The 21,961-nt window shown below is 65.5% G+C and carries 19 protein-coding genes; 11 read left to right on the top strand and 8 right to left on the bottom strand.

Going from position 1 to position 21,961, the window contains the following annotated elements; all coding sequences use genetic code 11:
• The coding region (locus QWL29_RS24285) for a hypothetical protein (RefSeq protein WP_305825424.1) at positions 1–204 on the bottom strand (204 nt) is incomplete at its 3' end.
• Here QWL29_RS24285 and QWL29_RS24290 point away from each other — a divergent pair.
• On the top strand, positions 188–1,291 hold the full coding sequence (locus tag QWL29_RS24290; protein ID WP_305825425.1) for an AcrVA2 family anti-CRISPR protein: 1,104 nt from the start codon (positions 188–190) through the stop codon (positions 1,289–1,291). The two genes, QWL29_RS24285 and QWL29_RS24290, sit on opposite strands and share 17 nt — an antisense overlap.
• Positions 1,292–1,323: 32 nt before the next feature.
• Here the strand turns inward: QWL29_RS24290 and QWL29_RS24295 are convergent, their stop codons facing one another.
• From QWL29_RS24295 to QWL29_RS24315, 5 genes are read right to left on the bottom strand one after another with little or no spacing between them, the layout of a single operon-like run.
• Positions 1,324–2,664 carry a sulfite reductase subunit alpha gene (locus tag QWL29_RS24295; RefSeq protein ID WP_305825426.1) on the bottom strand — a complete coding sequence of 447 codons (1,341 nt, stop codon included), beginning with the start codon at positions 2,662–2,664 and terminating at the stop codon, positions 1,324–1,326.
• Positions 2,661–3,662, bottom strand: a complete 1,002-nt coding sequence (locus QWL29_RS24300) for an FAD:protein FMN transferase (RefSeq protein WP_305825427.1) — start codon at positions 3,660–3,662, stop codon at positions 2,661–2,663. The genes QWL29_RS24295 and QWL29_RS24300 overlap by 4 nt, the downstream gene beginning before the upstream one ends.
• A gap of 50 nt (positions 3,663–3,712) precedes the next feature.
• Positions 3,713–4,540, bottom strand: coding sequence for a DUF4198 domain-containing protein (locus tag QWL29_RS24305; RefSeq protein ID WP_305825428.1), 828 nt, complete (start codon positions 4,538–4,540; stop codon positions 3,713–3,715).
• Between the two features lie 13 nt (positions 4,541–4,553).
• Complete coding sequence (locus QWL29_RS24310) at positions 4,554–5,069, bottom strand: DUF2271 domain-containing protein (protein ID WP_305825429.1); 516 nt, start codon at positions 5,067–5,069, stop codon at positions 4,554–4,556.
• Positions 5,070–5,114: 45 nt separating this feature from the next.
• On the bottom strand, positions 5,115–5,792 hold the full coding sequence (locus QWL29_RS24315; RefSeq protein WP_305825430.1) for a PepSY-associated TM helix domain-containing protein: 678 nt from the start codon (positions 5,790–5,792) through the stop codon (positions 5,115–5,117).
• Positions 5,793–6,137: 345 nt separating this feature from the next.
• On the opposite strand from QWL29_RS24315, the gene QWL29_RS24320 reads away from it, so the two are divergent.
• The 6 genes from QWL29_RS24320 (at position 6,138) to QWL29_RS24345 (ending at position 14,179) form a co-directional block, all read left to right on the top strand.
• Positions 6,138–8,999 (top strand): 2-oxoglutarate dehydrogenase E1 component, encoded by a 2,862-nt coding sequence (locus QWL29_RS24320; RefSeq protein WP_305825431.1) that lies wholly within the window; start codon positions 6,138–6,140, stop codon positions 8,997–8,999.
• An 86-nt stretch (positions 9,000–9,085) separates the two neighbouring features.
• Positions 9,086–10,363, top strand: coding sequence for a 2-oxoglutarate dehydrogenase complex dihydrolipoyllysine-residue succinyltransferase (odhB, locus tag QWL29_RS24325; RefSeq protein WP_305825432.1), 1,278 nt, complete (start codon positions 9,086–9,088; stop codon positions 10,361–10,363).
• A 69-nt stretch (positions 10,364–10,432) separates the two neighbouring features.
• Entirely contained in the window at positions 10,433–10,804 is a 372-nt protein-coding gene (locus QWL29_RS24330) for a PspC domain-containing protein (RefSeq protein WP_308636122.1), read from the top strand.
• 14 nt (positions 10,805–10,818) lie between these two features.
• Positions 10,819–12,252, top strand: a complete 1,434-nt coding sequence (gene lpdA, locus QWL29_RS24335) for a dihydrolipoyl dehydrogenase (protein WP_305825433.1) — start codon at positions 10,819–10,821, stop codon at positions 12,250–12,252.
• A 127-nt stretch (positions 12,253–12,379) separates the two neighbouring features.
• Entirely contained in the window at positions 12,380–13,477 is a 1,098-nt protein-coding gene (zapE, locus tag QWL29_RS24340) for a cell division protein ZapE (protein ID WP_305825434.1), read from the top strand.
• Positions 13,478–13,504: 27 nt separating this feature from the next.
• Positions 13,505–14,179: a hypothetical protein gene (locus tag QWL29_RS24345; RefSeq protein WP_305825435.1), complete on the top strand. Its 675-nt coding sequence runs from the start codon at positions 13,505–13,507 to the stop codon at positions 14,177–14,179.
• A gap of 246 nt (positions 14,180–14,425) precedes the next feature.
• Here QWL29_RS24345 and QWL29_RS24350 read toward each other — a convergent pair whose 3' ends face one another.
• A complete protein-coding gene (locus tag QWL29_RS24350; protein ID WP_305825436.1) occupies positions 14,426–15,190 on the bottom strand; it encodes a PP2C family protein-serine/threonine phosphatase in 765 nt (254 codons plus the stop codon).
• A gap of 172 nt (positions 15,191–15,362) precedes the next feature.
• Here QWL29_RS24350 and QWL29_RS24355 point away from each other — a divergent pair, with 172 nt between their 5' ends.
• Together QWL29_RS24355 and yoaA are read left to right on the top strand one after the other, a co-directional pair.
• Entirely contained in the window at positions 15,363–15,563 is a 201-nt protein-coding gene (locus QWL29_RS24355; RefSeq protein ID WP_056333185.1) for a YdcH family protein, read from the top strand.
• 69 nt (positions 15,564–15,632) lie between these two features.
• Positions 15,633–17,642: a DNA repair helicase YoaA gene (yoaA, locus tag QWL29_RS24360; protein ID WP_305825437.1), complete on the top strand. Its 2,010-nt coding sequence runs from the start codon at positions 15,633–15,635 to the stop codon at positions 17,640–17,642.
• Between the two features lie 160 nt (positions 17,643–17,802).
• On the opposite strand, the gene QWL29_RS24365 is transcribed toward yoaA, so the two are convergent.
• On the bottom strand, positions 17,803–18,777 hold the full coding sequence (locus QWL29_RS24365) for an NADPH:quinone oxidoreductase family protein (protein WP_305825438.1): 975 nt from the start codon (positions 18,775–18,777) through the stop codon (positions 17,803–17,805).
• A gap of 170 nt (positions 18,778–18,947) precedes the next feature.
• Here QWL29_RS24365 and QWL29_RS24370 point away from each other — a divergent pair, with 170 nt between their 5' ends.
• Together QWL29_RS24370 and QWL29_RS24375 are read left to right on the top strand one after the other, a co-directional pair.
• Positions 18,948–19,556 (top strand): toll/interleukin-1 receptor domain-containing protein, encoded by a 609-nt coding sequence (locus QWL29_RS24370; RefSeq protein ID WP_305825439.1) that lies wholly within the window; start codon positions 18,948–18,950, stop codon positions 19,554–19,556.
• 8 nt (positions 19,557–19,564) lie between these two features.
• On the top strand, positions 19,565–21,961 hold a 2,397-nt coding region (locus tag QWL29_RS24375; RefSeq protein WP_305825440.1), incomplete at its 3' end, for a tetratricopeptide repeat protein.

Consider the following 21,961-nt stretch of genomic DNA (forward strand, 5'->3'; position numbering starts at 1 on the left):
CGCATATGAAAATATCAGCGGCCACGTTACCCCGACGCTGCCAAACAGAATTTGATTGGCATCAATACGTTTCCCTGTGCCATCTCTAAAGTTTTCCTGACAGCTTTCCTGGAGGCGTATGGCGATGCCGCGAAACTCGAAACGACGTGGACAAACGTGTGGCATAAGCGAGGCTGGCAGGCAGCCAATGACAGTGGACGGCATGGTGAATATTGGGCCAGCCCTGGTGAGCAGTCACGTAACGCGGTTGTTTGGCCGTCCCTATCCAATACAGTTTCGAGAGCAAGGAGCGATCGAAGCCTGGACTGGCACGCTCGAAAACACCGGACTCTGGCGTTGCTGGCAAAGTCCCGCCACGCCGTGCTGGGAAATCAGGCGGGAAGTGCTGCGCCAGCTGGAATGCATGGCTTCCTCATCCACTATCTTCGGGCAATTGGACGCCGAGGAGCGCCTACGGCTTGCGTTCGCGGTCAGCATGAACCTCAAGTATCATCTGGGCCAAGGCACGGTGATCGAAGGCACGCCGGCGCTGGAAACGCTGCTGATGAACTCGGACGTGGATCTCGGTTTGCCGATGAGCATGGTGGCGCCGCCGTATCGCGCCCAATACCTGCGCTTCGGCGAGACAGCCACGCAATACCTGAAAGTGCCGAACCCGCAATCGCCTGACCACGTCTTCGACGGGGTATTCTGTTTCCTGACCCGGTACCCCTTGTTAAATGAGCCAGGGGAGTACTGCTGGACGCTGGAACTCATCTTCATTACCAAACGCGCGGGATGCTATGGCGGCCATGTTGCGCTGCTCGGTGAGACCGACCGGGGACACGTAACGGTTGGCGAGTGGCTGGACAGGGTGCTGGCCTCTTTCACAGGTGAAACTGGGAGTGAGCTGCATCGATCGACGCATGCGGCAGTCAGCTACGTCGTGCGTATCTTTCTCTACATGGCCTTAAAGCAGCCGCGCATGCTGCCGCACCGCGACTACGATGAGGCGATACGCCGCGCTGCCGGGCTTGGCGAACGCAAGCGTGCCAAGCTGTTGCAGAGGGCCGCAGGTCGGTACAACGGCATCATCGTTGGCCCGGAAGCTTTGCCTTCAGCCGCTGCGGCAGGCAAAACGGTATGCGGCGTGGCGCCGCACTGGCGGCGTGGGCACTTCAGGATGCAAGCCTGTGGTGCCGGCAATGCGCAACGCAAACTCATTTTCGTGGCGCCGACGCTGATTCATGCAGACCAACTGCAGGGCAAGGTGCCCGAACCTAAATCGTATCGAGCTGGGCCTCTGCAATGAGTCCGGAATGATTTTTATTCGGTAGTTATCTACTAATACACATCACGGCGGTAGCGTCCCTCGGCGGCGAGCTCGTCCAATACTTCCGTACTTAAGGCACTCGCGAGCGCCTCATGCACACCCGTCGCCATCCCTTGCAGGCTGCCGCAGACGTAGATGGCGGCGCCGCGCGACATCCACTCGCGCAGTACGACGCCTTGTTCGGCCAGGGCATGCTGCACATAGCGCGGGCCTTCGCTGTCGCGCGAGAAGGCGAGATCCAGTCGCGCCAACTGGCCGCCGTCAACCCAGCCCTGCAGTTCATCGCGGCACAGGAAATCGTGCGCGGCATTGCGTTCGCCGAACACCAGCCAGTTGTCGAACGCACCCGCGTCGATACGCGCCTTCAGGTGGGCGCGCAGGCCAGCCAGGCCGGTGCCGTTGCCGATCAAAATCAGCGGGCGCGCCGCGTTCTCGCCGAGGCGGAAGCGCGCGTGGGTACGCACGCGCAGGGCGATCGTGTCGTCGAACATGGCATCCCGGCAGAGCCAGCCCGATGCGGCGCCGGCGCTGCCGTCTTCATGGAATTGGAGGCGCACCAGCAGTTCCAGCTTGCCCTCGCGCGGGATCGAGGCGATCGAGTATTCGCGCGGCAGCTCGGGATCGCTTGGGGCGCACACCTGCACCAGGTCGCCGGCTTCCCAATCGGGCAGCACGCCGTCGCGCGGGGCCAGGGCGATGCGGTACAAGGGGGCGCCGGCGCTTCCCGCGTTGAGCAGACTGCGTTCCAGGATGCGCCACTGACCGTAGGCCGGCGCTTCCCAGTCCGGCGCGTCGCTGGTGCCGGCCAGGTGGCTGAGTTGGTGCTGCCAGTTGGCGATGGCTTCGCCATTAGCGCGGTCGACCTCGATGCGTTCGAACAGCGGCGTGGCGCCGCGCGCATGCAGCCAGGCGTCCAGCGACCGGCCGAAGCCGCAGTAGTTCGTGTAGCTGCTGTCGCCCAGGGCCAGCACGCCGTAGTGCAGTTGCGACAGGTCCGGCTCGCTGCCCATGGTCACGCCGGCAAAGCGCGCGGCGGAATCGGGAGCGTCGCCTTCGCCGTAAGTGCTGGCGATGAACAGGGCGCGCGTGGCGCCGGTGAGCGCCGCCGGGTCGAGCGAGGACATGCACACGGCGCGCGCCTGCAGGCCGCCTGTGCTCAGGGTGGCGGCAGTCTGCTGGGCCAGGTATTCGGCATTGCCGGTCTGGCTGGCGTAGACCACCAGCCAGTCGCCTTCTTCAGGCGCGGGAGCGGGCACGGCTTTCGGGCGGCGCAGCAAGGTGGCGCACAGGCCGCCGTAGGCAGCCAGCAGGGCCAGGGCGCTGCCCCAGCGCATCGGATCGATGGTCATCATTGCAGCATGGCGCGATAAGCGCTGGTGGTGACTTCTTCCAGTCCATGGTCGCGGCGCAGCAGCAGGCGCGCGGCCAGGCCGCGTGCTTCGGCAAAGGCGAGGCCGGCCTCGGCGCCGAGTACGGTGATGGTGGTGGAGAGGGCGTCGGCCGCCATGCAGGTGGCAGCAAGCACGGTGGCCGAAGCAACGTCGTTGGCGATCGGGTAGCCGCTGCGCGGATCGAGCGTGTGCGAAGCGCGCTGCAGGCCATGTTCGAAATAGCGCCGGTAGTCGCCCGAGGTGGCCACCGCCAGGCCGTGCAGGGCGGCAACGGTTTCCACGCTGTCCGCGCCTGGCACGCCTTCCAGCGTCACCCACCAGGGCTGGCCGTCGGGTTTGGTGCCGGCGCCGCGCAGCTCGCCGCCGATCTCGACCACGTAATGGCGCACGCCGTGCTGTTCCAGGCAAAACGCCAGGCGGTCGACGGCATAGCCTTTTGCGACCGACGACAAGTCGAGCAGGGCACCGCCCGGCTGCAGCAGGCGTTGGCCCGCGCGGTCGAAGACGGGATGGAGCGCGGCGCGCCGGGCCAGCACGTCCTGCACGGCGTCCACGGCCGGTGCATAAAAGCCGGCCTGGTCGTAGCGCCGCTCGGGGCCGAAGCCCCACAGGTTGACCAGGGCGCCGGCGAAAGGATCGTAGGCGCCGCCGCTGGCATCGAACACGCCGAGCGCGTAGTCGAGGACTTCGGCAAAGCGCGGCGGGATGGCGATCCAGCTGCCAGCCAGCGCGCGGTTGTAGCGGCCGAGTACGGAATCGGGCAGCCAGTGGCTCATCTCGTTCACGATGCCGTCGAGTTCCGCCTGCATCCGTTCGCCGAGTTTGCTGCGCACGCCGGCAGGCAGCATCAGCCGCGCCGACCAGCTCGTGCCCATGGTCGCGCCGGCCGCCTCGAACAGCGTGCTGGCGGCGGGAGGCGGGGTCGGGTTGATGTCGAGGGGAACGAGGACGTGGCGCATTCGTGGAAGGAAAACCGGGCGCGGCGGCGCCCGGTGCAGCATGGTGGAGATTACTCCGGGAGGATTTCCAGGGAACCGGTGTAGGCCGAACGGCGGGTCTCCGGTGCATCCGATGGCGGCGCGCCCTTGGCCGGCGCTGGCGGATACACCGCATTCACCCAGTACATGTTCGGGGCCGGCAGCTTGACCGTGGCTTCGCCGTTGGCGTCGGTCGTGTGGCGCACTTCGCCCAGCACGCCGCGGTAGCGCACGCCGCCCGGCACCATGCTGAAGTCCAGCTTCGGCAGCGGCTTGCCGTCGAGCAGGAAGCGCACGCGCAGAGTTTCGCCGCTGCGCAAATCGTTCGGGTTCGACAGCGGGATCATTTCCAGGCCGACGTTCGTCGGCTTCAGGGCGCCATCGCTGGTTTTATTTGCCGAGACAAAGGTCTCGATGCGCTGCACAGTGATCGTCTTCTTGACCTCGGTCGCGCCGGCCGGTACCTGCTTGGCGAAGTCGGCCTCGCTGCCGCGGAAGCGCTTCACCTCGTTGCCGGCCTTGTAGCTGCCCATCACGTTGGTGTTGACCAGGGCGATGCGGTAGGTGCCTTCCTGCGGCAGCGGGATGTCGACGCTGGTGCGCATCTTGCCCATCACCGCTTCCGGCGCCGGCGAGGTGGTGCCGTCCGGGGCGGTGACGGTCAGGCCGTTCATGCGCAGCGGCATGTGGTCGACATCGAACAGGCCTTCGGAGATGGCGCCGTCGACCGTGACCCAGGCGTTTTTGCTTTCCACCATGGTCGAGGTCGGCACCATCCAGGGACGGTGGGCGCTGGCGGCGCCGGCGGCTGCGGCCAGCACGAGGGCGAAAACGCCGTGTTTGATCAGCTTGTTGTGCATGTTCGAATTCCTCTTATTTGATGTCGATGGACACTGCGCCCAGCTCTTCCTTGCCGCTGGCGCTGGCCGCGACCTTGCCCTTGGCCGGCAGGGTGAAGGGCACGCGCACCAGTTCACGGCCGCCCGCTTCGCGCGCCGCCTCGATGACCAGCTTATAGTCGCCGGCCGGCAGCTTGTCGATGCCGGTGCGGGCCGGGCCAAACGTCATGGTGTGGCTGCCGGCGGCGCGGGTGGCGCCGGAGACGCCGTCGATCGGCAAGGTCGCTTCGCGGCCGGCCTTGCGCCACCAGGTGCGCATGTCCTTGACCCACTTTTCGCCCGCATTGTCTTTCTTCTTGACGTCGTACAGCACAGCCAGGGTCGAGGCCACGGACTGGTCGGCGCGCTCGATCCAGATCGCGACATACGGCTTGTGGTACTCGGCCACGTTCATTTGCGGCAGTTCAAACTTGACGGACAGGTCGGCAGCCACCGCGCCGCTGGAAATCAGCGGCAAGGACAGGGCGGCGAGCGATGGGGACAGTTTCATGCAGTGCCTTCTTATATCAGTAGGTGAATTAATGAACGCTTTTAATCAATGAACAAACAGCAGCGCGAGGACAATCGGCAAGACGATGCCGAAGCCGATCACGGGCCAGGTCGACGGCCGGTTGGCCGCGTGGTACTTCAGGATCAGGAAACCGGTGAGGCAAAAGACGATGCAGGCGATGGCAAAGATGTCGATGAACCAGCTCCACACGGCGCCGGTATTGCGGCCCTTGTGCATGTCGTTCAGCCACGAAATCCAGCCGCGGTCGGTCTTTTCGTATTCCGCCTCCCCGTTGACACTGATGCGCAGCCAGGCGTCGCCGCCGGGGCGGGGCAGGGCGACGTAGCCGTCTTCCTCGCTCCACTCGGCATTCCGGGCACGGATGTCGACCGGGAAGGCGCCATTCGCCCACTCGGCCAGCCTGGCCGGGACCGGCGCCTCGGCGTCGGCGTGTCGTTCGGCGTAGGCCTGCAACTCGGGCAGCAAGGCGGGCGGCACCGTGCCGGACAGACGGGTAACCTGGGGCTTGGATTCGATCTGGGCCGCGTGGTTCAGGGTAAAGCCGGTAATGCTGAACAGGAGCATGGCCATCAGGCAGATGGCGGAGCTGATCCAGTGCCACTGGTGCAATTGCTTGAGCCAGAGCGCGCGCTTTGCACCGGGGAGCGCACCCGAAGGCGCAGCAGGTGCGTGAGGAGGGCGCGGCGGATTCTGGACAGACATGCAAGTTTCCTGTTGAGTGAACAACGCAAATGATAACCATTATCATTTAGGGGGTCAACATAAAAGGCATGCACCCCGCAGGAAGTCTTGTACAAGACTGGCGGGGAGGGATGCCGGCTCAACATGTCACAAAAAGTAAAGGTGGCGCCTATGCCACCCGGATGTTGCGTTACAATACCTGCCGCTATTGTGCCAAGTCAGCGAAGTTATTATCTCTGCCGCAACAACAGTCCTTCCCCCACAACTTGATGTCTTGTAAGTGCGATCCGCTAACCGGTCAGGCCGTGCCGCGGAAGGTTAACCCAACCCGCCAAACTCGCGAAGCGCGAAGAAAGGTGAGCAAGAATGATGCAACAATATAACGCCAACTCCTACCTGTTCGGCGGTAATGCGCCGTACGTGGAAGAGTTGTACGAGGCCTACCTGAACAATCCGGGCTCGGTTCCGGACAACTGGCGCGCCTACTTTGACAACATGCAGCACGTGCCTGCTGTCGACGGTAGCAACCGCCCGGACGTGGATCACTCGTCCGTCATCGCCTCGTTTGCGGAACGCGCCAAGCAGGGCCCGATCCGTACCGTGAGCGCCGCCGCCGAAGCCGACCCGGAAATGGGCCGCAAGCGCGTCGCCGCCACCCAATTGGTTGCCGCTTACCGCTACCTCGGCTCGCGCTGGGCCAACCTGGACCCGCTGCAACGCCAGGAACGTCCACCGATCCCTGAACTCGACCCATCGTTCTACGGCTTCACCGACGCCGACCTCGACACCAAGTTCAACATCTCGAATACCTATTTCGGCGGCGAACAGGCTTCCCTGCGCGACCTGCTGAACATGCTGCGCGACACTTACTGCCGCTCCATCGGCGCGGAGTTCATGTACGTCAGCGATCCGACCGAAAAGCGCTGGATCCAGGAACGCCTGGAATCGATCCGCTCGACCCCGACCTTCTCGGCCGAAAAGAAACGCCACATCCTCGAACGCCTGACCGCGGCCGAAGGCCTGGAACGCTACCTCCACACCAAGTACGTCGGCGCCAAGCGCTTCTCGCTCGAGGGCGGCGAATCCTTCATCGCCTCGATGGACGAAACCATCCAGCGCGCCGGTGAAAAGGGCATCCAGGAAATCGTCATCGGCATGGCCCACCGCGGCCGCCTGAACGTGCTGGTCAACACCCTGGGCAAGGCCCCGTCGGAGCTGTTCGAAGAATTCGAAGGCAAGCACGCCGACGATCTGCCGTCGGGCGACGTGAAGTACCACCAGGGCTTCTCGAGCGACGTCTCGACCCCGGGCGGCCCGGTCCACCTGTCGCTCGCCTTCAATCCATCGCACCTCGAGATCGTGAACCCGGTCGTCGAAGGTTCGGTCAAGGCGCGCATGGAACGCCGCGGCGACCGCAAGGGCAAGGAAGTGCTGCCGATCCTGGTGCACGGCGACGCCGCTTTCGCCGGCCAGGGCGTGGTCATGGAAACCCTGAACCTGGCGCAGACCCGCGGCTACGGCACGGGCGGGACGGTCCACATCGTCATCAACAACCAGATCGGCTTCACCACCTCCGACCCGCGCGACGCCCGTTCGACGCTTTACTGCTCGGACGTCGTGAAAATGATCGAAGCGCCGGTGCTGCACGTCAATGCAGACGATCCTGAGGCTGTTGTTCTTGCTACTCAAATTGCCCTCGACTACCGCGTCGAGTTCGGCAAGGACGTCGTGGTCGACATCATCTGCTACCGCAAACTGGGCCACAACGAGCAGGACACCCCGGCGCTGACCCAGCCGCTGATGTACAAGAAGATCGCCAAGCACCCGGGCACGCGCAAGCTGTACGCCGAGAAGCTGGCCACGCAAAACACCATCGCCGCCGACGAAGGCGACAAGCTGGTGTCCGCTTTCCGCGACGCGATGGACGCCGGCCGCCACACCGTCGATCCGGTGCTGACCAACTTCAAGAACCAGTACGCCGTCGACTGGGCGCCGTTCCTGAACAAGAAGTGGACCGACGCGGCCGATACCGCCGTGCCGCTGACCGAACTGAAGCGCCTGGCCGAACGCATCACCAAGGTTCCAGAGGGCTTCAAGCCACACTCGCTGGTTGAAAAAGTGCTGGCCGACCGCGCCACCATGGGCCGCGGCGAGATGAACCTCGACTGGGGCATGGGCGAACACCTGGGCTTCGCGTCGCTGCTGGCCTCGGGCTACGCGATCCGCCTGTCGGGCCAGGATGCAGGGCGCGGTACTTTTGTCCACCGTCACGCCGTGCTGCACGACCAGAACCGCGAGCGCTGGGACCAGGGCATCTACCTGCCGCTGGCCAACGTGTCGGAAAACCAGGCACAGTTCACGGTCATCGACTCGGTGCTGTCGGAAGAAGCGGTGCTCGGCTTCGAGTACGGTTACTCGACCGCCGAACCGAACACCCTGACCATCTGGGAAGCCCAGTTCGGCGACTTCGTCAACGGCGCGCAAGTGGTCATCGACCAGTTCATCGCTTCGGGCGAAGTGAAGTGGGGCCGCGCCTCGGGCCTGGTCATGATGCTGCCGCACGGTTACGAAGGCCAGGGTCCGGAACACTCGTCGGGCCGTATCGAGCGCTTCCTGCAACTGTGCGCAGACAACAACATGCAAGTCGTGCAGCCGACCACCGCTGCCCAGATCTTCCACCTGCTGCGCCGCCAGATGGTGCGCCAGTTCCGCAAGCCTTTGGTGATCTTCACGCCGAAGTCGCTGCTGCGTAACAAGGATGCGGGCTCGGCCCTGACCGACCTGGCCAAGGGCGGTTTCCAGACCGTGATCGGCGAGTGCGACGACAAGATCGAAGCCTCGAAGGTCAAGCGCGTGATCGCCTGCTCGGGCAAGGTGTACTACGACCTGGTGAATGCACGCAAGACCCGCGGCGTCTCGGACGTGGCGATCGTGCGTGTGGAACAGATGTACCCGTTCCCGCATAAATCCTTTGCTACCGAACTCAAGAAGTTCAGCAACGCCACCGAGATCGTGTGGGCGCAGGACGAGCCGCAGAACCAGGGTCCATGGTTCCAGATCCAGCACAACATCTTCGAAAACATGGACGAAGGTCAGCGCCTGGCCTACGCCGGCCGTCCGGCCTCGGCGGCTCCGGCTGTCGGCTACTCGGACAAGCACGTGGCGCAGCAGAAGGAACTGCTGGACACGGCGTTCTCGAAGCTCAAGGGCTTTATCCTGACTAAGTAAATGTTTAAGCGCAAACCGGCCGCCGCAAGGCGTCCGGTTTTTAGCGTTTTCGAGATACACAACAGAATAATCAAACGGAGTTTTACATGGCACAAATCGAAGTCAAGGTCCCCCAGTTGTCGGAATCGGTTGCTGAAGCAACCCTGCTGTCGTGGCACAAGAAAGTCGGCGAGCCAGTCTCGCGCGACGAGAACATGATCGACATCGAAACCGACAAGGTGGTCCTGGAACTGCCAGCCCCTGGCGCCGGCGTGATCGTGCAACTGCTGAAGGCCGACGGCGCCACCGTCGTCGCCGGCGAAGTCATCGCCATCATCGACACCGAAGCCTCGGCCCAGACCAGCCCGCTGGAAGTGAAAGCGATTCCTTCGGCCGCTCCTAACGCATCGATCTCGGCACCTGCCGCTGCCCCGGCAGCCGCTTCGACCGCCGGAGCGCCGGCCGGATCGCACGCGGGCGTGGCCATGCCGGCCGCCGCCAAGATCCTGGCTGACAACAACATGAACGCCGCCGGCATCGACGGCTCGGGCCGCGACGGCCGCGTGACCAAGGGCGACGCCCTGAACGCCGTTGCCAACAAGCCAGCCGCTGCGCCAGCACCTGCACCAGCCGCTAAGCCAGCACTGCAGCAAGTGTCGGCACCATCGCCAGCACAGCTGGGCGACCGTCCGGAAGAGCGCGTGCCGATGAGCCGCCTGCGCGCCCGTATCGCCGAGCGCCTGCTGCAATCGCAGTCGACCAACGCGATCCTGACCACCTTCAACGAAGTCAACATGGCCCCGGTCATGGAACTGCGCGCGAAGTACAAGGACAAGTTCGAAAAAGAGCACGGCGTCAAGCTGGGCTTCATGTCCTTCTTCGTCAAGGCCGCCGTTGCCGCACTGAAGAAGTACCCGATCATCAACGCATCGGTCGATGGTAACGACATCGTCTACCACGGCTACTTCGACATCGGTATCGCCGTCGGTTCGCCGCGCGGCCTGGTGGTGCCGATCCTGCGCAACGCCGACCAGATGTCGATCGCCGAGATCGAAAAGAAAATCGGTGAGTTCGGCCAGAAAGCCAAGGAAGGCAAGCTGACCCTGGACGACCTGTCCGGCGGCACCTTCTCGATCTCGAACGGCGGCACCTTCGGCTCGATGCTGTCGACCCCGATCATCAACCCGCCGCAGTCGGCCATCCTGGGCGTGCACGCGACCAAGGACCGTGCTGTCGTCGAAAACGGCCAGATCGTCATCCGTCCGATGAACTACCTGGCGATGTCGTACGACCACCGCATCATCGACGGCCGCGAAGCCGTGCTGGGCCTGGTCGCCATGAAGGACGCGCTGGAAGATCCGGCACGCCTGCTGCTCGACCTGTAATTGACGGTCGGCAGATAAACCCCGGGGCAGGTCCACGCGGCCTGTCCCTGCATCATTGTGAGGGCAATCATGATCTCCGATGAAATCCGGCGGCTGCACGAGCTGCACCAGGCCGGCGCGCTGAGCGACGCCGAATTCGAACAGGCCAAGGCGAAAGTCCTGGCCGGCGAGCGGGTCAACCTGCACAAGGACAGGGCGAGTTCCGGTCCCGGCGTCGGCGCCCAGTTCGAAGCGGGCGCGAATGCCTTCGAAGCCCAGATCCGGGCGCTGCGCCGTTCGCGGCGCGAGCGCTGGCTGGGCGGGGTGTGCGGCGGCCTGAACGGCGTGCTGGGCCTGGAAACCTGGGTCTGGCGTCTTGTGTTCCTGCTGTTCGCCCTCATCACTTCGGGGTTCGGGGCGCTGGTTTATCTGCTGATGTGGATTTTTGTCCCAGAAGAATAAATAAGGATCTATTCATGAGTAACGAGAATCAATTCGACGTCGTCGTCATCGGCGGCGGTCCTGGCGGCTACATCGCCGCCATCCGCGCAGCCCAGCTGGGCTTCAAGACCGCCTGCATCGATGCATGGAGCAACGCAGCAGGCAAGCCTGCACCAGGCGGCACCTGCACCAACGTCGGCTGCATCCCGTCGAAAGCGCTGCTGCAATCGTCGGAACACTTCGAGCACGCTGGTCACGCGTTCGCCGAGCACGGCATCAACGTGTCGGGCCTGGAACTGAACCTGCCGCAGATGCTCAAGCGCAAGGACACCATCGTCAAGCAGAACAACGACGGCATCCTGTTCCTGTTCAAGAAGAACAAGGTGACGTTCTTCCACGGCCTCGGTTCGTTCGGCGGCAAGGCTGACGAAGGCTACACCATCAACGTGAGCGGCCCGACCACGGCGACCCTGACCGCGAAGAACGTCGTCGTCGCCACCGGTTCCAACGCACGCCAGCTGCCGGGCGCGGAATTCGACGAGAAACTGATCCTGTCGAACGAAGGCGCTCTGGACATCGAAGCCGTGCCGTCGAAACTTGGCGTGATCGGCGCCGGCGTCATCGGCCTGGAAATGGGTTCGGTCTGGCGCCGTGTCGGCGCCGACGTCACCGTGCTCGAAGGTCTGCCGACCTTCCTCGGCGCCGTCGACGAGCAGATCGCCAAGGAAGCGCACAAGCTCTTCACCAAGCAAGGCCTCAAAATCAACCTGGGCTGCAAGATCGGTGCGATCACCAAGGGCGAGAACAACGTCAGCGTCGCCTACGCCGACTCGACCGGCGCCGAGCAGACCGCTACTTTTGATCGCCTGATCATCTCGATCGGCCGCGTGCCGAACACGAATGGCCTGAACGGCGAAGCCGTCGGCCTGCAGCTGGACGAGCGTGGCTTTGTCGTCGTCGACGACGAATGCCGCACCAGCCTGCCGGGCGTGTGGGCAGTCGGCGACGTCGTGCGCGGCCCGATGCTGGCGCACAAGGCGGAAGAAGAGGGCGTCGCGGTTGCCGAGCGCATCGCCGGCCAGCACGGTCACGTCAACTTCAACACCATCCCGTGGGTCATCTACACCTCGCCGGAAATCGCGTGGGTCGGCAAGACCGAGCAGCAGCTGAAAGCCGAAGGCGTGGCCTATAAAGCCGGCACCTTCCCGTTCATGGCCAACGGCCGTGCACGCGCGCTGGGCGACACCTCGGGCATGGTGAAATTCCTGGCCGACGCCACCACCGACGAAATCCTGGGCGTGCACATCGTCGGCCCGGTTGCTTCGGAACTGATCTCGGAAGCCGTCGTCGCGATGGAATTCAAGGCCTCGTCGGAAGACATCGCCCGCATCTGCCACGCGCACCCGTCGCTGTCGGAAGCCGTCAAGGAAGCCGCGCTGGCTGTCGACAAGCGTTCGCTGAACTTCTAAAGCAACCTGGGGCGCGCAATCAACGGCGCGCCTTTGTAGGGTGGGCACTTGTGCCCACGCGGATTGGTGCGCATGCCGACCACCGCGTGGGCACGAGTGCCCACCCTACGTTTAACTCCAAGCATTTATGAACGTCCAAGAGTACTACCAGCACGCCCTCACCGAGCGCGGCTTCACGTCCGATCCTGCCCAGCAGGCGGCGGTCGACCGTCTCCAGCAGGCGTACGACGACTGGGTCCAGTACAAGGCCCAGCGGTCGTCCGCTTTCAAGCGCCTGATCAACCGCCCCGAGGTGCCGAAGGGCGTCTACATGTGGGGCGGGGTAGGGCGCGGCAAGTCCTTCCTGATGGACTCGTTTTATTCGGTGGTGCCGGTGGTGCGCAAGACGCGCCTGCACTTCCACGAATTCATGCGCGCCGTGCACGGCCAATTGGATGAGCTGAAAGGCGTCGCCAATCCGCTCGACGAAGTCGCCAAGCGCATCGCCAAGAAATACCGCCTGATCTGCTTCGACGAATTCCACGTCTCCGACATCGCCGACGCGATGATCCTGTACAACCTGCTGACCGCGCTGTTCAACAACGGCGTCAGCTTCGTGATGACCTCGAACTATGAGCCCTCGACGCTGTACCCGGACGGCCTGCACCGCGACCGCATGCTGCCGACCATCGCGCTGCTGAAAGAGAAGCTCGACATCCTGAACGTCGACGCCGGCAACGACTACCGCAAGCGTGCGCTCGAGCAGGTGCAGGCCTACTACACGCCGCTGAACGCCGCCTCGGACCATGCCCTGCGCGACGCCTATGCCAAGGTTGCCGACACCGCCGACGAAAGCCCCATCGTCCACATCGAGAACCGCGAGATCCGCGCCCTGCGCCGCGCCGGCGGGGTGATCTGGTTCGACTTCGCCACCTTGTGCGGCGGACCGCGCTCGCAGAACGATTACCTGGAGCTGGCCACCCGCTTCCACACCGTGATCCTGTCGGCGATCCCGAAGATGTCGGCCGGCCAGTCGTCGGAGGCGCGCCGCTTCACCTGGCTGATCGACGTGTTCTACGACCACAAGGTCAAGCTCATCATGTCGGCGGCCAGCGAGCCGGAGGAGCTGTACACCCAGGGCATGCTGGCAAACGAATTCCACCGCACGGTCTCGCGTATCATTGAGATGCAGTCGCGCGAGTACATGCTCGCCGAGCGGCGCGGCGCGGCCGACGCCATCGCCTGACCACACAGCACACCCATCGGGAACAAGATGACAAACAAAGCACAGTCCATGTTGCGCAGCGCCGCCGCCACCCTGGTCCTGGCCCTGCTGGCGGCCTGCGCCAGCGAGCGCCAGGCGCCGCCGCCGGCGCCATCCTCGCCGACCACCTCGATCGCCCAGGCCGACGAGCGCCTGGCCGCGGTGGCCGCCGAACGCGCCGCCATCGCCGCCAACTTCGCTGCACGCGAAGCCATCTGCTACGACAAATTCTTCGTCAACAGCTGCCTCGACGAAGCCAAGGAACGCCGCCGCAGCGCCGAAGCCGTGCAGCGCGCGATCGAGATCGAAGCCGAGCACTTCAAGCGCAAGTTCAAGGTCGATGAACGCGACCGCCAGATGGCCGAGTCCGACGCCCGCTACCGCGAAGAGGAAGCGCGCAACGCCGTCCAGCCGCCGGCCGCGCCGAAGGCGCCGACCGCCGCGCCGCCACCGCGCCCGTCGCCGGTCGCCGGCCGCATGGCGCGCCACAACCAGAAGGCCGAGCAGGAGGCCGCGAAAGAAGCAGCCAACGCACCGAAGCGCGCCGCGAACGCCGCCGCGTATGAAGAGCGGCTGCGCAAGTCCGAAGAGCGCCAGCGCCTGGTCGCCCAGCGCAAGGCCGAGCGCGAAGCCAAGCGTGTGAAGGCGGAGCAGGAGAAGGCGGCGGGGAAGCCTGCGCAATAAGCGGGGGAGCGATCACGTACGTTACTGGCCCTTTTTTCGTGCGTGTCCCGATCCTGTCGTGTTACTTGTGGCGCCGCCTTTCGTAGGGTGGGCACTCGTGCCCACCGGCTTTTTTCGTGCGTGTCCTAACCGTGCGTGTCCGGAACTGGCGCTAACGGCATGCCGTTTGTGGCGCCAACACTGTGCCGGCTTCCGCGTGGGCAGTGGGGCCGGCTAAATGCCGGCACCACAAAGTGCCCACCCTACCTATTCGGCTCCGCTCGGCGCTACGAGCTTGATGATCGCCATCGAGCAATTGCCCCACTTGCCCTGCGAGCGCTCGGCCGCCTTGTTGATCAGCCGTTCCGACGCCTCACGCGGCGTGGCCCGCACGATGGCCGCGCCCAGCTCGGCATCCGTGAAGAAATGCCACAAGCCATCCGTGCACAGCAAGAACTGATCCCCGGCCGCCACCCCCGTGTGCATGCCAACCGTCACGAACGGTTCCTTGCGGCTGTTCCCCAGCACATTCAGCAGCAGCTTCGAGCGCCGGTGGTTGCGTGCCGATTCCAGCGGCAGCCGGTCGGACACCAGGTGCTCGACATACGCCGTATCGCCGGTGCGCAGCACGCACTGCCCGTCCTCGAACCGGTACAGGCGCGAGTCGCCCACGTGCGCCCACACCGCTTCGCCATGCGGCGACAGCAGCAGCCCGACGAAGCTGGCATGCGCCTCCTCGCCGGTGGTGACCGCGTTCATCTTGATCACCATGTGGGTCTCGTGCACGATGTCGCGCAGCAGCTGGGCCAGGCGTTCCGGGTTCGGACCCTCGGCCGGCTTGAAATTGTCGAACACCTGGCGCGCCGTGTGCAGCACCTGCTCGGCCCCGCCGACGCCGTTGATGCCGTCGGCCAGCACCGCGAGCGCATAGCCCGGCGCGCGGGCGCCGGTGAGGATGGCGACCCGGTCGTTCTGCCGCGGGCGGTTCCCGATGTGTTGCGCAGTTCCCGCTTCGATCTTGAAGAGATTCATAAACTTTGATGCTTTCCGTGGCTGGACGGCCAATCTTTGTTGGCGGCAACGTCGCTGTAGATTAAACTATGCACCGAGAAGCCTCCGTGTTGCAAGCTTCATCCGGTGCAACGCCAGTCTGCAGTCCCGCCGCCATCCCGCCTTGTTGAAAAACCTGTTTGGAACCACCATCATGACCGATGTCCAAGACATCCAGCGCCGCATTATCGAACTCGACGTTGAACACCGTGACCTCGACGCGGTCATCGCGATGCTGACGGCGGATGGCCACGCGGACCAGTTACAATTGCGCCGCCTCAAAAAGCGTAAACTGCAGCTGAAAGACCATATCACCTTGCTGAAAATGCAACTCGTGCCGGATGTGCCGGCCTGAGGCCTACACTTCCTTGAAAAGCCTGTTTTGACCGATCACCTCCCTGTGCCCGGCGTTGCCGAGTCCGTTGTGCCGTCGTCTTCCGACGGCGCCGACGCGACCGCTCCAGCCGGCAAATACGACGAAGAAATCGACCGCCTGTTCGGCGTCGGCGGCCCGCTCGCGCCCGCCGTCGGCACCTTCAAGCCGCGCCAGGCGCAAACCGAAATGGCGAAAGCCATCGCCGCCGCCATCGACGGCCAGCAAGTGCTCATGGCCGAGGCCGGCACCGGCACCGGCAAGACCTTCGCCTATCTTGTTCCCGCATTGCTGTGGGGCGGCAAGACCATCGTCTCCACCGGGACCAAGAACTTGCAGGACCAATTGTTCCTGCGCGATATCCCGACCATCCGCAAGGCCCTCAGGGCCCCGGTGTCGGTGGCGCTGCTCAAGGGCCGCTCGAACTACCTCTGCCATTTCCACCTGGAGCGCACGCTGCAGAACGGGCGCCTGACCTCGCGCGACGACGTCGGCCACCTGCGCGAGATTTCCCGCTTCATCAAGATGAGCAATTCCGGCGACAAGGCGGAACTGGCCAAGGTGCCGGAAAACGCCAGCGTCTGGAACCTGGTGACGTCCACGCGCGACACCTGCATGGGCGCCGAGTGCCAGTACTACCAGGACTGCTTCGTCATGAAGGCGCGCCGCGAAGCCCAGCAGGCGGACGTGGTCGTGGTCAACCACCACCTGTTCTTTGCCGATGTGGCGCTGAAGGACACCGGCGTGGCCGAACTGCTGCCGTCGGCCAACACCATCATCTTCGACGAAGCGCACCAACTGCCCGACACCGCGACCCTGTTCTTCGGCCAGTCGGTCTCGACCTCGCAAGTGCTGGAACTGTGCCGCGACGTGCTGGCCGAAGGCCTGGCGCATGCGCGCGGCCCGGACTGGGCAAAGGTCGTCACCGTGGTCGAAAAGGCCGCGCGCGATTTGCGCCTGACCTTCCCGGAAGGCAGCACGCGTTTGTCGCTGCCGCAGGTCTTGCCGACCTCGGCCTTCTTCCCGGCGCTGGTGAGCTTGAAAGAAGAGCTCGACGGCCTGATCGACGTGCTCGAAGAGCAGGCCCAGCGTGCCGAGACCCTGGAAGCCTGCCGCGTGCGTGCGGTCGAACTGAAAGCTGCCTACGATGCCTGGAAGGCCGACCCGAAAGCCAAGGGGCCGGAGGCCGAGCAAGCCGTGCTCTGGGTCGAGGCCTTCAACTCGTCGCTGCAGCTGCACAAGACTCCACTGTCGATCGCGCCGATCTTCCAGAACCAGCGCGAAGGCAACCCGCGCAGCTGGATCTTCACCTCGGCAACCCTGGCGGTAAAGAACGACTTCAAGCATTTTTCCGACCAGATGGGCCTGACCGGCGAGCCGGCGCGCACCTGGCCGAGCCCGTTCAACTACGGCGAGCAGGGCGTGCTGTATGTGCCGACCGGCTTGCCGGAACCGAATTCGATGGGCTACACCGATGCCGTGGTCGACCACGCGCTGCCGGTGATCGAGGCGGCCGGCGGGCGCACCTTCTTCCTGTGCACCACGATCCGCGCCGTGAACCGCGTGGCCGAGCGCCTGCGTACCGAGTTCGCCGACCGCGGGCTGGATTTCCCGCTGTTCGTTCAGGGCGAGCGTGGACGGACCGAATTGCTCGATTCGTTCCGGAATGCCGGGAATGCCGTGCTGGTCGGCAGCCAGAGTTTCTGGGAAGGCGTGGACGTGCGCGGCGAGGCCTTGTCGCTGGTGATCATCGACAAGCTGCCGTTCGCTCCGCCGGACGACCCGGTGCTGGCGGCGCGCATCGAGGTAATGGAAAAGCAGGGGCTGAACGGCTTCATGCACCACCAGCTGCCGGAAGCGATCATCACGCTGAAGCAGGGCGCCGGGCGCCTGATCCGCGACGTCGACGACCGTGGGGTCTTGATGATTTGCGATCCGCGCTTGATCAGCAAGCCGTATGGGCGGCGCATCTGGCAGAGCCTGCCGCCGTTCAAGCGCACGCGGGTGCAGGAAGACGTGATCAAGTTCTTCAAGCCGGATGTGGAGCAAGCGCCGAGTTGATCGTAGGGTGGGCGCTCCTGTGCCCACGCGTGAAACATGAACATTGTTGGCTCCTTTTGATGCCGACACCATTCACACGTTACGCGTGGGCACGGGGCGCCCACCCTAGATTTTCATACGCCGGTTGAACGCGTGGACGGGCAGCCCGTCCACCCTACGCTTACGGCACGATCACGACCTTGCCGGTCACCTTGCGGTCCGCCATGTCGTTCAAGGCCTTTGCCGTCTCCGCCAGCGCATAGCGCTGCGACACCAGCGGCTTGAGCTTGCCCTCGGCCATCCATCCCAGCATCTCGCGCATCGCGGCGACGTTCGCCTTCGGTTCGCGGCGCGCAAACTCGCCCCAGAACACGCCCACCACCGACGCGCCTTTCAGCAGCATCAGGTTCCACGGCAGCTTCGGAATCTCACCCGCCGCAAAGCCGATCACCAGGTGCCGGCCGCGCCAGGCGATCGAACGCAGGGCCGGCTCGGTGTACGGGCCGCCGACCGGATCGTAGATCACGTCCGGACCCTTGCCGCCAGTGGCCGCCTTCAGCGCCTCGCGCAGGTCTTCCTTGCTGTAGTCGACCAGCACGTCCGCGCCATGCGCGCGGCACACTTCCAGCTTTTCCGGGCTGGAGGCCGCCGCAATCACGCGCGCACCGAGCGCCTTGCCGATCTCGATGGCCGCGAGGCCGACGCCGCCGGCCGCGCCCAGCACCAGCATGGTCTCGCCGGCCCTCAGTTGCGCGCGGTCGACCACCGCATGGTGCGAGGTGCCGTAGGTGAGGGTGATCGCCGCGGCGATGTCGAAGTCCATATCGGGCGGCATCGGCATCAGCACGTCGGCCGGCGCGCGCACCTGTTCGGCAAAGGCGCCGCTGCGGGCGAAGCCGATCACCTTGTCGCCGGCCTTGAAGTGGCTGACGCCTTCACCGACGGCGCGCACGGTGCCGGCAAACTCGTTGCCTGGCGTGAAGGGCAGTTCGGGGCGGTACTGGTACTTGCCCTGCACCGTGAGTACGTCGGGGAAGTTGACCCCGGCCGCGCGCACATCGACCACGACTTCGCCGGCTTCCGGCACGAGGTCGGGCAGGTCCTGCAGTTCCAGGCTGTCGGGCGGGCCCCAGTCCTTGCATACGATCGCTTTCATTGCATCTCCTGTTGTTGTGTTGGTGGTCGCGATTCCATTCGATTATGCCCTAGTGGATGAGCGGGTGCTGGCGCCAGGGCCGTTTGTCCGCACGCAAAGTGACGGAGGTATGTGGCGCTAGAGTGGTGGATGCGCGTGCGCGCCGCGGGCGTATTGAACAGGGGAATCGAATGGCAATCCGGTACGGCTGCTTCTTCAGTTACGCCCATGGACGGCACGGCTTGATGCAACATTTCAAGGCCGCGCTGGTCGACGCGCTGCAATGCTATCTCGAACCGTATTTCGACAACGAAGAAGAACTGTTCGTCGACACCGAGCAGCTCGGCGGCGGCGACGACCTCGACGGCAGGATCGCCCGCGCCATGTGCGAAAGCGTCTGCATGATCCTCATCTACACGCCCAAGTACGAGGCGCATGCCTACACGCGCCGCGAATACGCGGCCATGCGCCTCATCGAAGCCGAACGCAGCACCTGGTACACGCTGCCGAGCCACCTGATCATCCCGGTCATCATGACCCAGCACCCCGACCGGCTGCCGCCGCAAATCGCGTCGTCCAGCTTCTACGTCGACTTCTCGCATTTCACCATGGCGACCGCCGACCTGAAATCGAATCCCGATTTCCTCCCCGACATCAACAAGATGGTCAAGCGCATCGCCACCCATTACCAGTACCAGAAACGCCATACGCCGCCCGGTCATGATTGCAACCAATTCGTGCTCCCCGATGTCCCACCCGAGTGGCGCGCCATCCCGGATCTCACTTTCCCGAAAAAATGAGGAGCTACATGGAAATCAACCGCCTGACGCTGCCGCCGATTCCCAGGCCCGGCGAAGTCACCACCTTCTACTCCTTCGAGCATGGCGCTGCGCGCAGCGTTGCGCTGGCCCACGCCGCAGTGCAATTGGCGGCGGGGCAGAACGCCACGGTGCCGGTGCTGATGATCGACTGGGATACCGAGGCGCCCGGCCTGCACCATTATTTCCCGGCGCGCGACGAGCGCTTCGAGGATCCGCGGCCCGAGGTCCGGCCCGGCATGCGGCCCGACGCGCACCCCGGCGTGCGCAGCGACCTGTATCCCGGTATGGGCCCCTGCGCCCGGCCCGGCGCGATCCGGCACAGCCCGGTTCGGCCCGGCCTGGCCCGGCCTGACGTGGCCCGGCCTGACGTGGCCCGGCCTGACGCGGCCCGCCCCGGCCTGCTCGAATATTTCGAGGCCTGCCGCGAACAGCTGCAGTCGCTGGGCCGCGCCGGCGCCGAGCTCGATCACGAGGAAAGGGCGCGCCTGGTGCTCGAAGCAATCGACTGGGAAGCCTACGTCGAACGGGTCGACCAGAGCCGTTCGCTGTACCTGATGCGCGCCGGCCGCTTCGACGACAGCTACGGCGAGCGCGCCGACCGCATGGACTGGGACGGCCTGTTCGCCGCCTGCCCGGCCCTGTACCGCACGTTTGCCGCCCACCTCGCGCGCCACTTCCGCCACGTGCTGGTCGATGCGCGCGGCGGGCGCTCGGCCGCGGTCAGCGTCTGCACCACGCTGCTGCCGGGGCGCCTGGTCGGGCTGTTCACGCCGGGCGGGCGCAGCCTCGAAGGCCTGGCCGGCGTGGTCACGCGCGCCGTCGAATACCGCTGCAGCCACGAGGACGAGCAGCGCCCGCTGCTGGTCTACCCGCTGCCCTGCATTCCCGAAGGCGCCGACGCCGAACGGCGCGCCCTGTGGCGGCGCGGCGACCCGCAGCGCGGCATCCAGGGTTACCAGCCGGCGCTCGAACAATTGCTGCGCAATTGCTACGGCCTGTCCCAGCTTTCGCTCGACAGCTACCTCGACGAGGTGCCGCTGCTGGCCTCGGTGGTCGCGGTAACATCCGGCGCGCCGGGCGAACCCTTCGCCGCCGGCGCCGGGCGCGATGCCGATTGCCATGCGCCGGCGCGCAGCGTGGCGGCCCTGCTGGGCTGGCTGGAGGGCGGGCATTTCCCCTGGCAGTCGCGCGCCGAGCTGGCGCTGATCGAGGCCATCGGCGCCAGCCGCAGGGCGCTGGCCGCCGGCGCGAAGGGCGCCGGCCTGCCGGGCCCGAGCGCCCCCGACCCGAACGCCGCGCCGCTGGCGCGCGACCTGCTGGGCCTGGGCGAGCTGCAGCGCGCCCAGGGACGGACGGCCCAGGCCCAGGAGTGCTTCGAAGAGAGCACCGCGCTGCGCCAGCGCCTGTTCGGCGACACCCACCCCGACACCCGCGCCAGCCGCTCGGCGCTGGCCTCGCTGCTGCGCGAGACGGGCCGGCTGCGCGACGCCCGCGCCCAGTACGAACTGCTGCTCGAACACTGCGTGCTCGGCGCCGGCGAAGAGCATGCCGAGACCCTGGCAGCACGCTCCGGCCTCGCCGCCACCCTGTCCCAGGTAGAAAAATTCCCGCGCGCGCTGGCGCTGCACGAATCCGTGGTCGAGGCCTGCGAGCGGCTCTACGGCCCGGGCCACATCGCCACCCTCGACGCCCTGGCCGGGCAGGCGCGCACCCTGGCGCGCCAGGGAGAATATTCGCGTGCGCGCATGGTCTACGAGCGCGTGCTGGAGGGGCGCCAGCGCATCCTCGGCACCGAGCACGAGGACACGCTGCGCTGCACCCAGCAGCTGGCAACCCTGCTGCGCGACATGGGCGACCTCGGCAATGCGCGCAAGCTGCAGGAAGGCGTGGTGCGGGTGCGCGAGCGCCAGGCCGGGCCTGATGCCGCCGCCACCCTGCAGGCGCGCGAGGCGCTGGCCGAGATCTTCGCCGCCCAGGGCGACCTGGGCGCGGTGTGCGAGATGCAGCAGTCGCTGGCCACGGCGCGCGAGCGCCGGCTTGGTTCCGAGCACCCCGACACCCTGAGCATCCTGTTGCGCCTGGCCTCGACGCTGTCGGAGCAGGGCGAGCTCGAGGAAGCGCGGCGCCTGCAGCAGCACGTGGTGAACCTGCACGAGCGCCTGCGCGGCAGCGACGACCACGAAACCCTGCGCAGCAAGCAGATGCTGGCCAGGACCCTGTCGAGCCAGGGCGACAGCCAGGCGGCGCGCCGCCTCGAGGCCAGCGTCGAAGAGGGCAGCAGCCGCCTGCTGGATATCCGCGCCATGTCGGCCGGGCCGCACGATGCGCCCGGCTTCGGCGCCGGCCCTGACGCCGGCGCCGCGCGCAGCGTGCGCGACCATGGC

The organism is Massilia brevitalea (assembly GCF_030711405.1).
In the GTDB taxonomy this organism is placed as follows: Bacteria; Pseudomonadota; Gammaproteobacteria; order Burkholderiales; family Burkholderiaceae_D; genus Telluria; species Telluria brevitalea.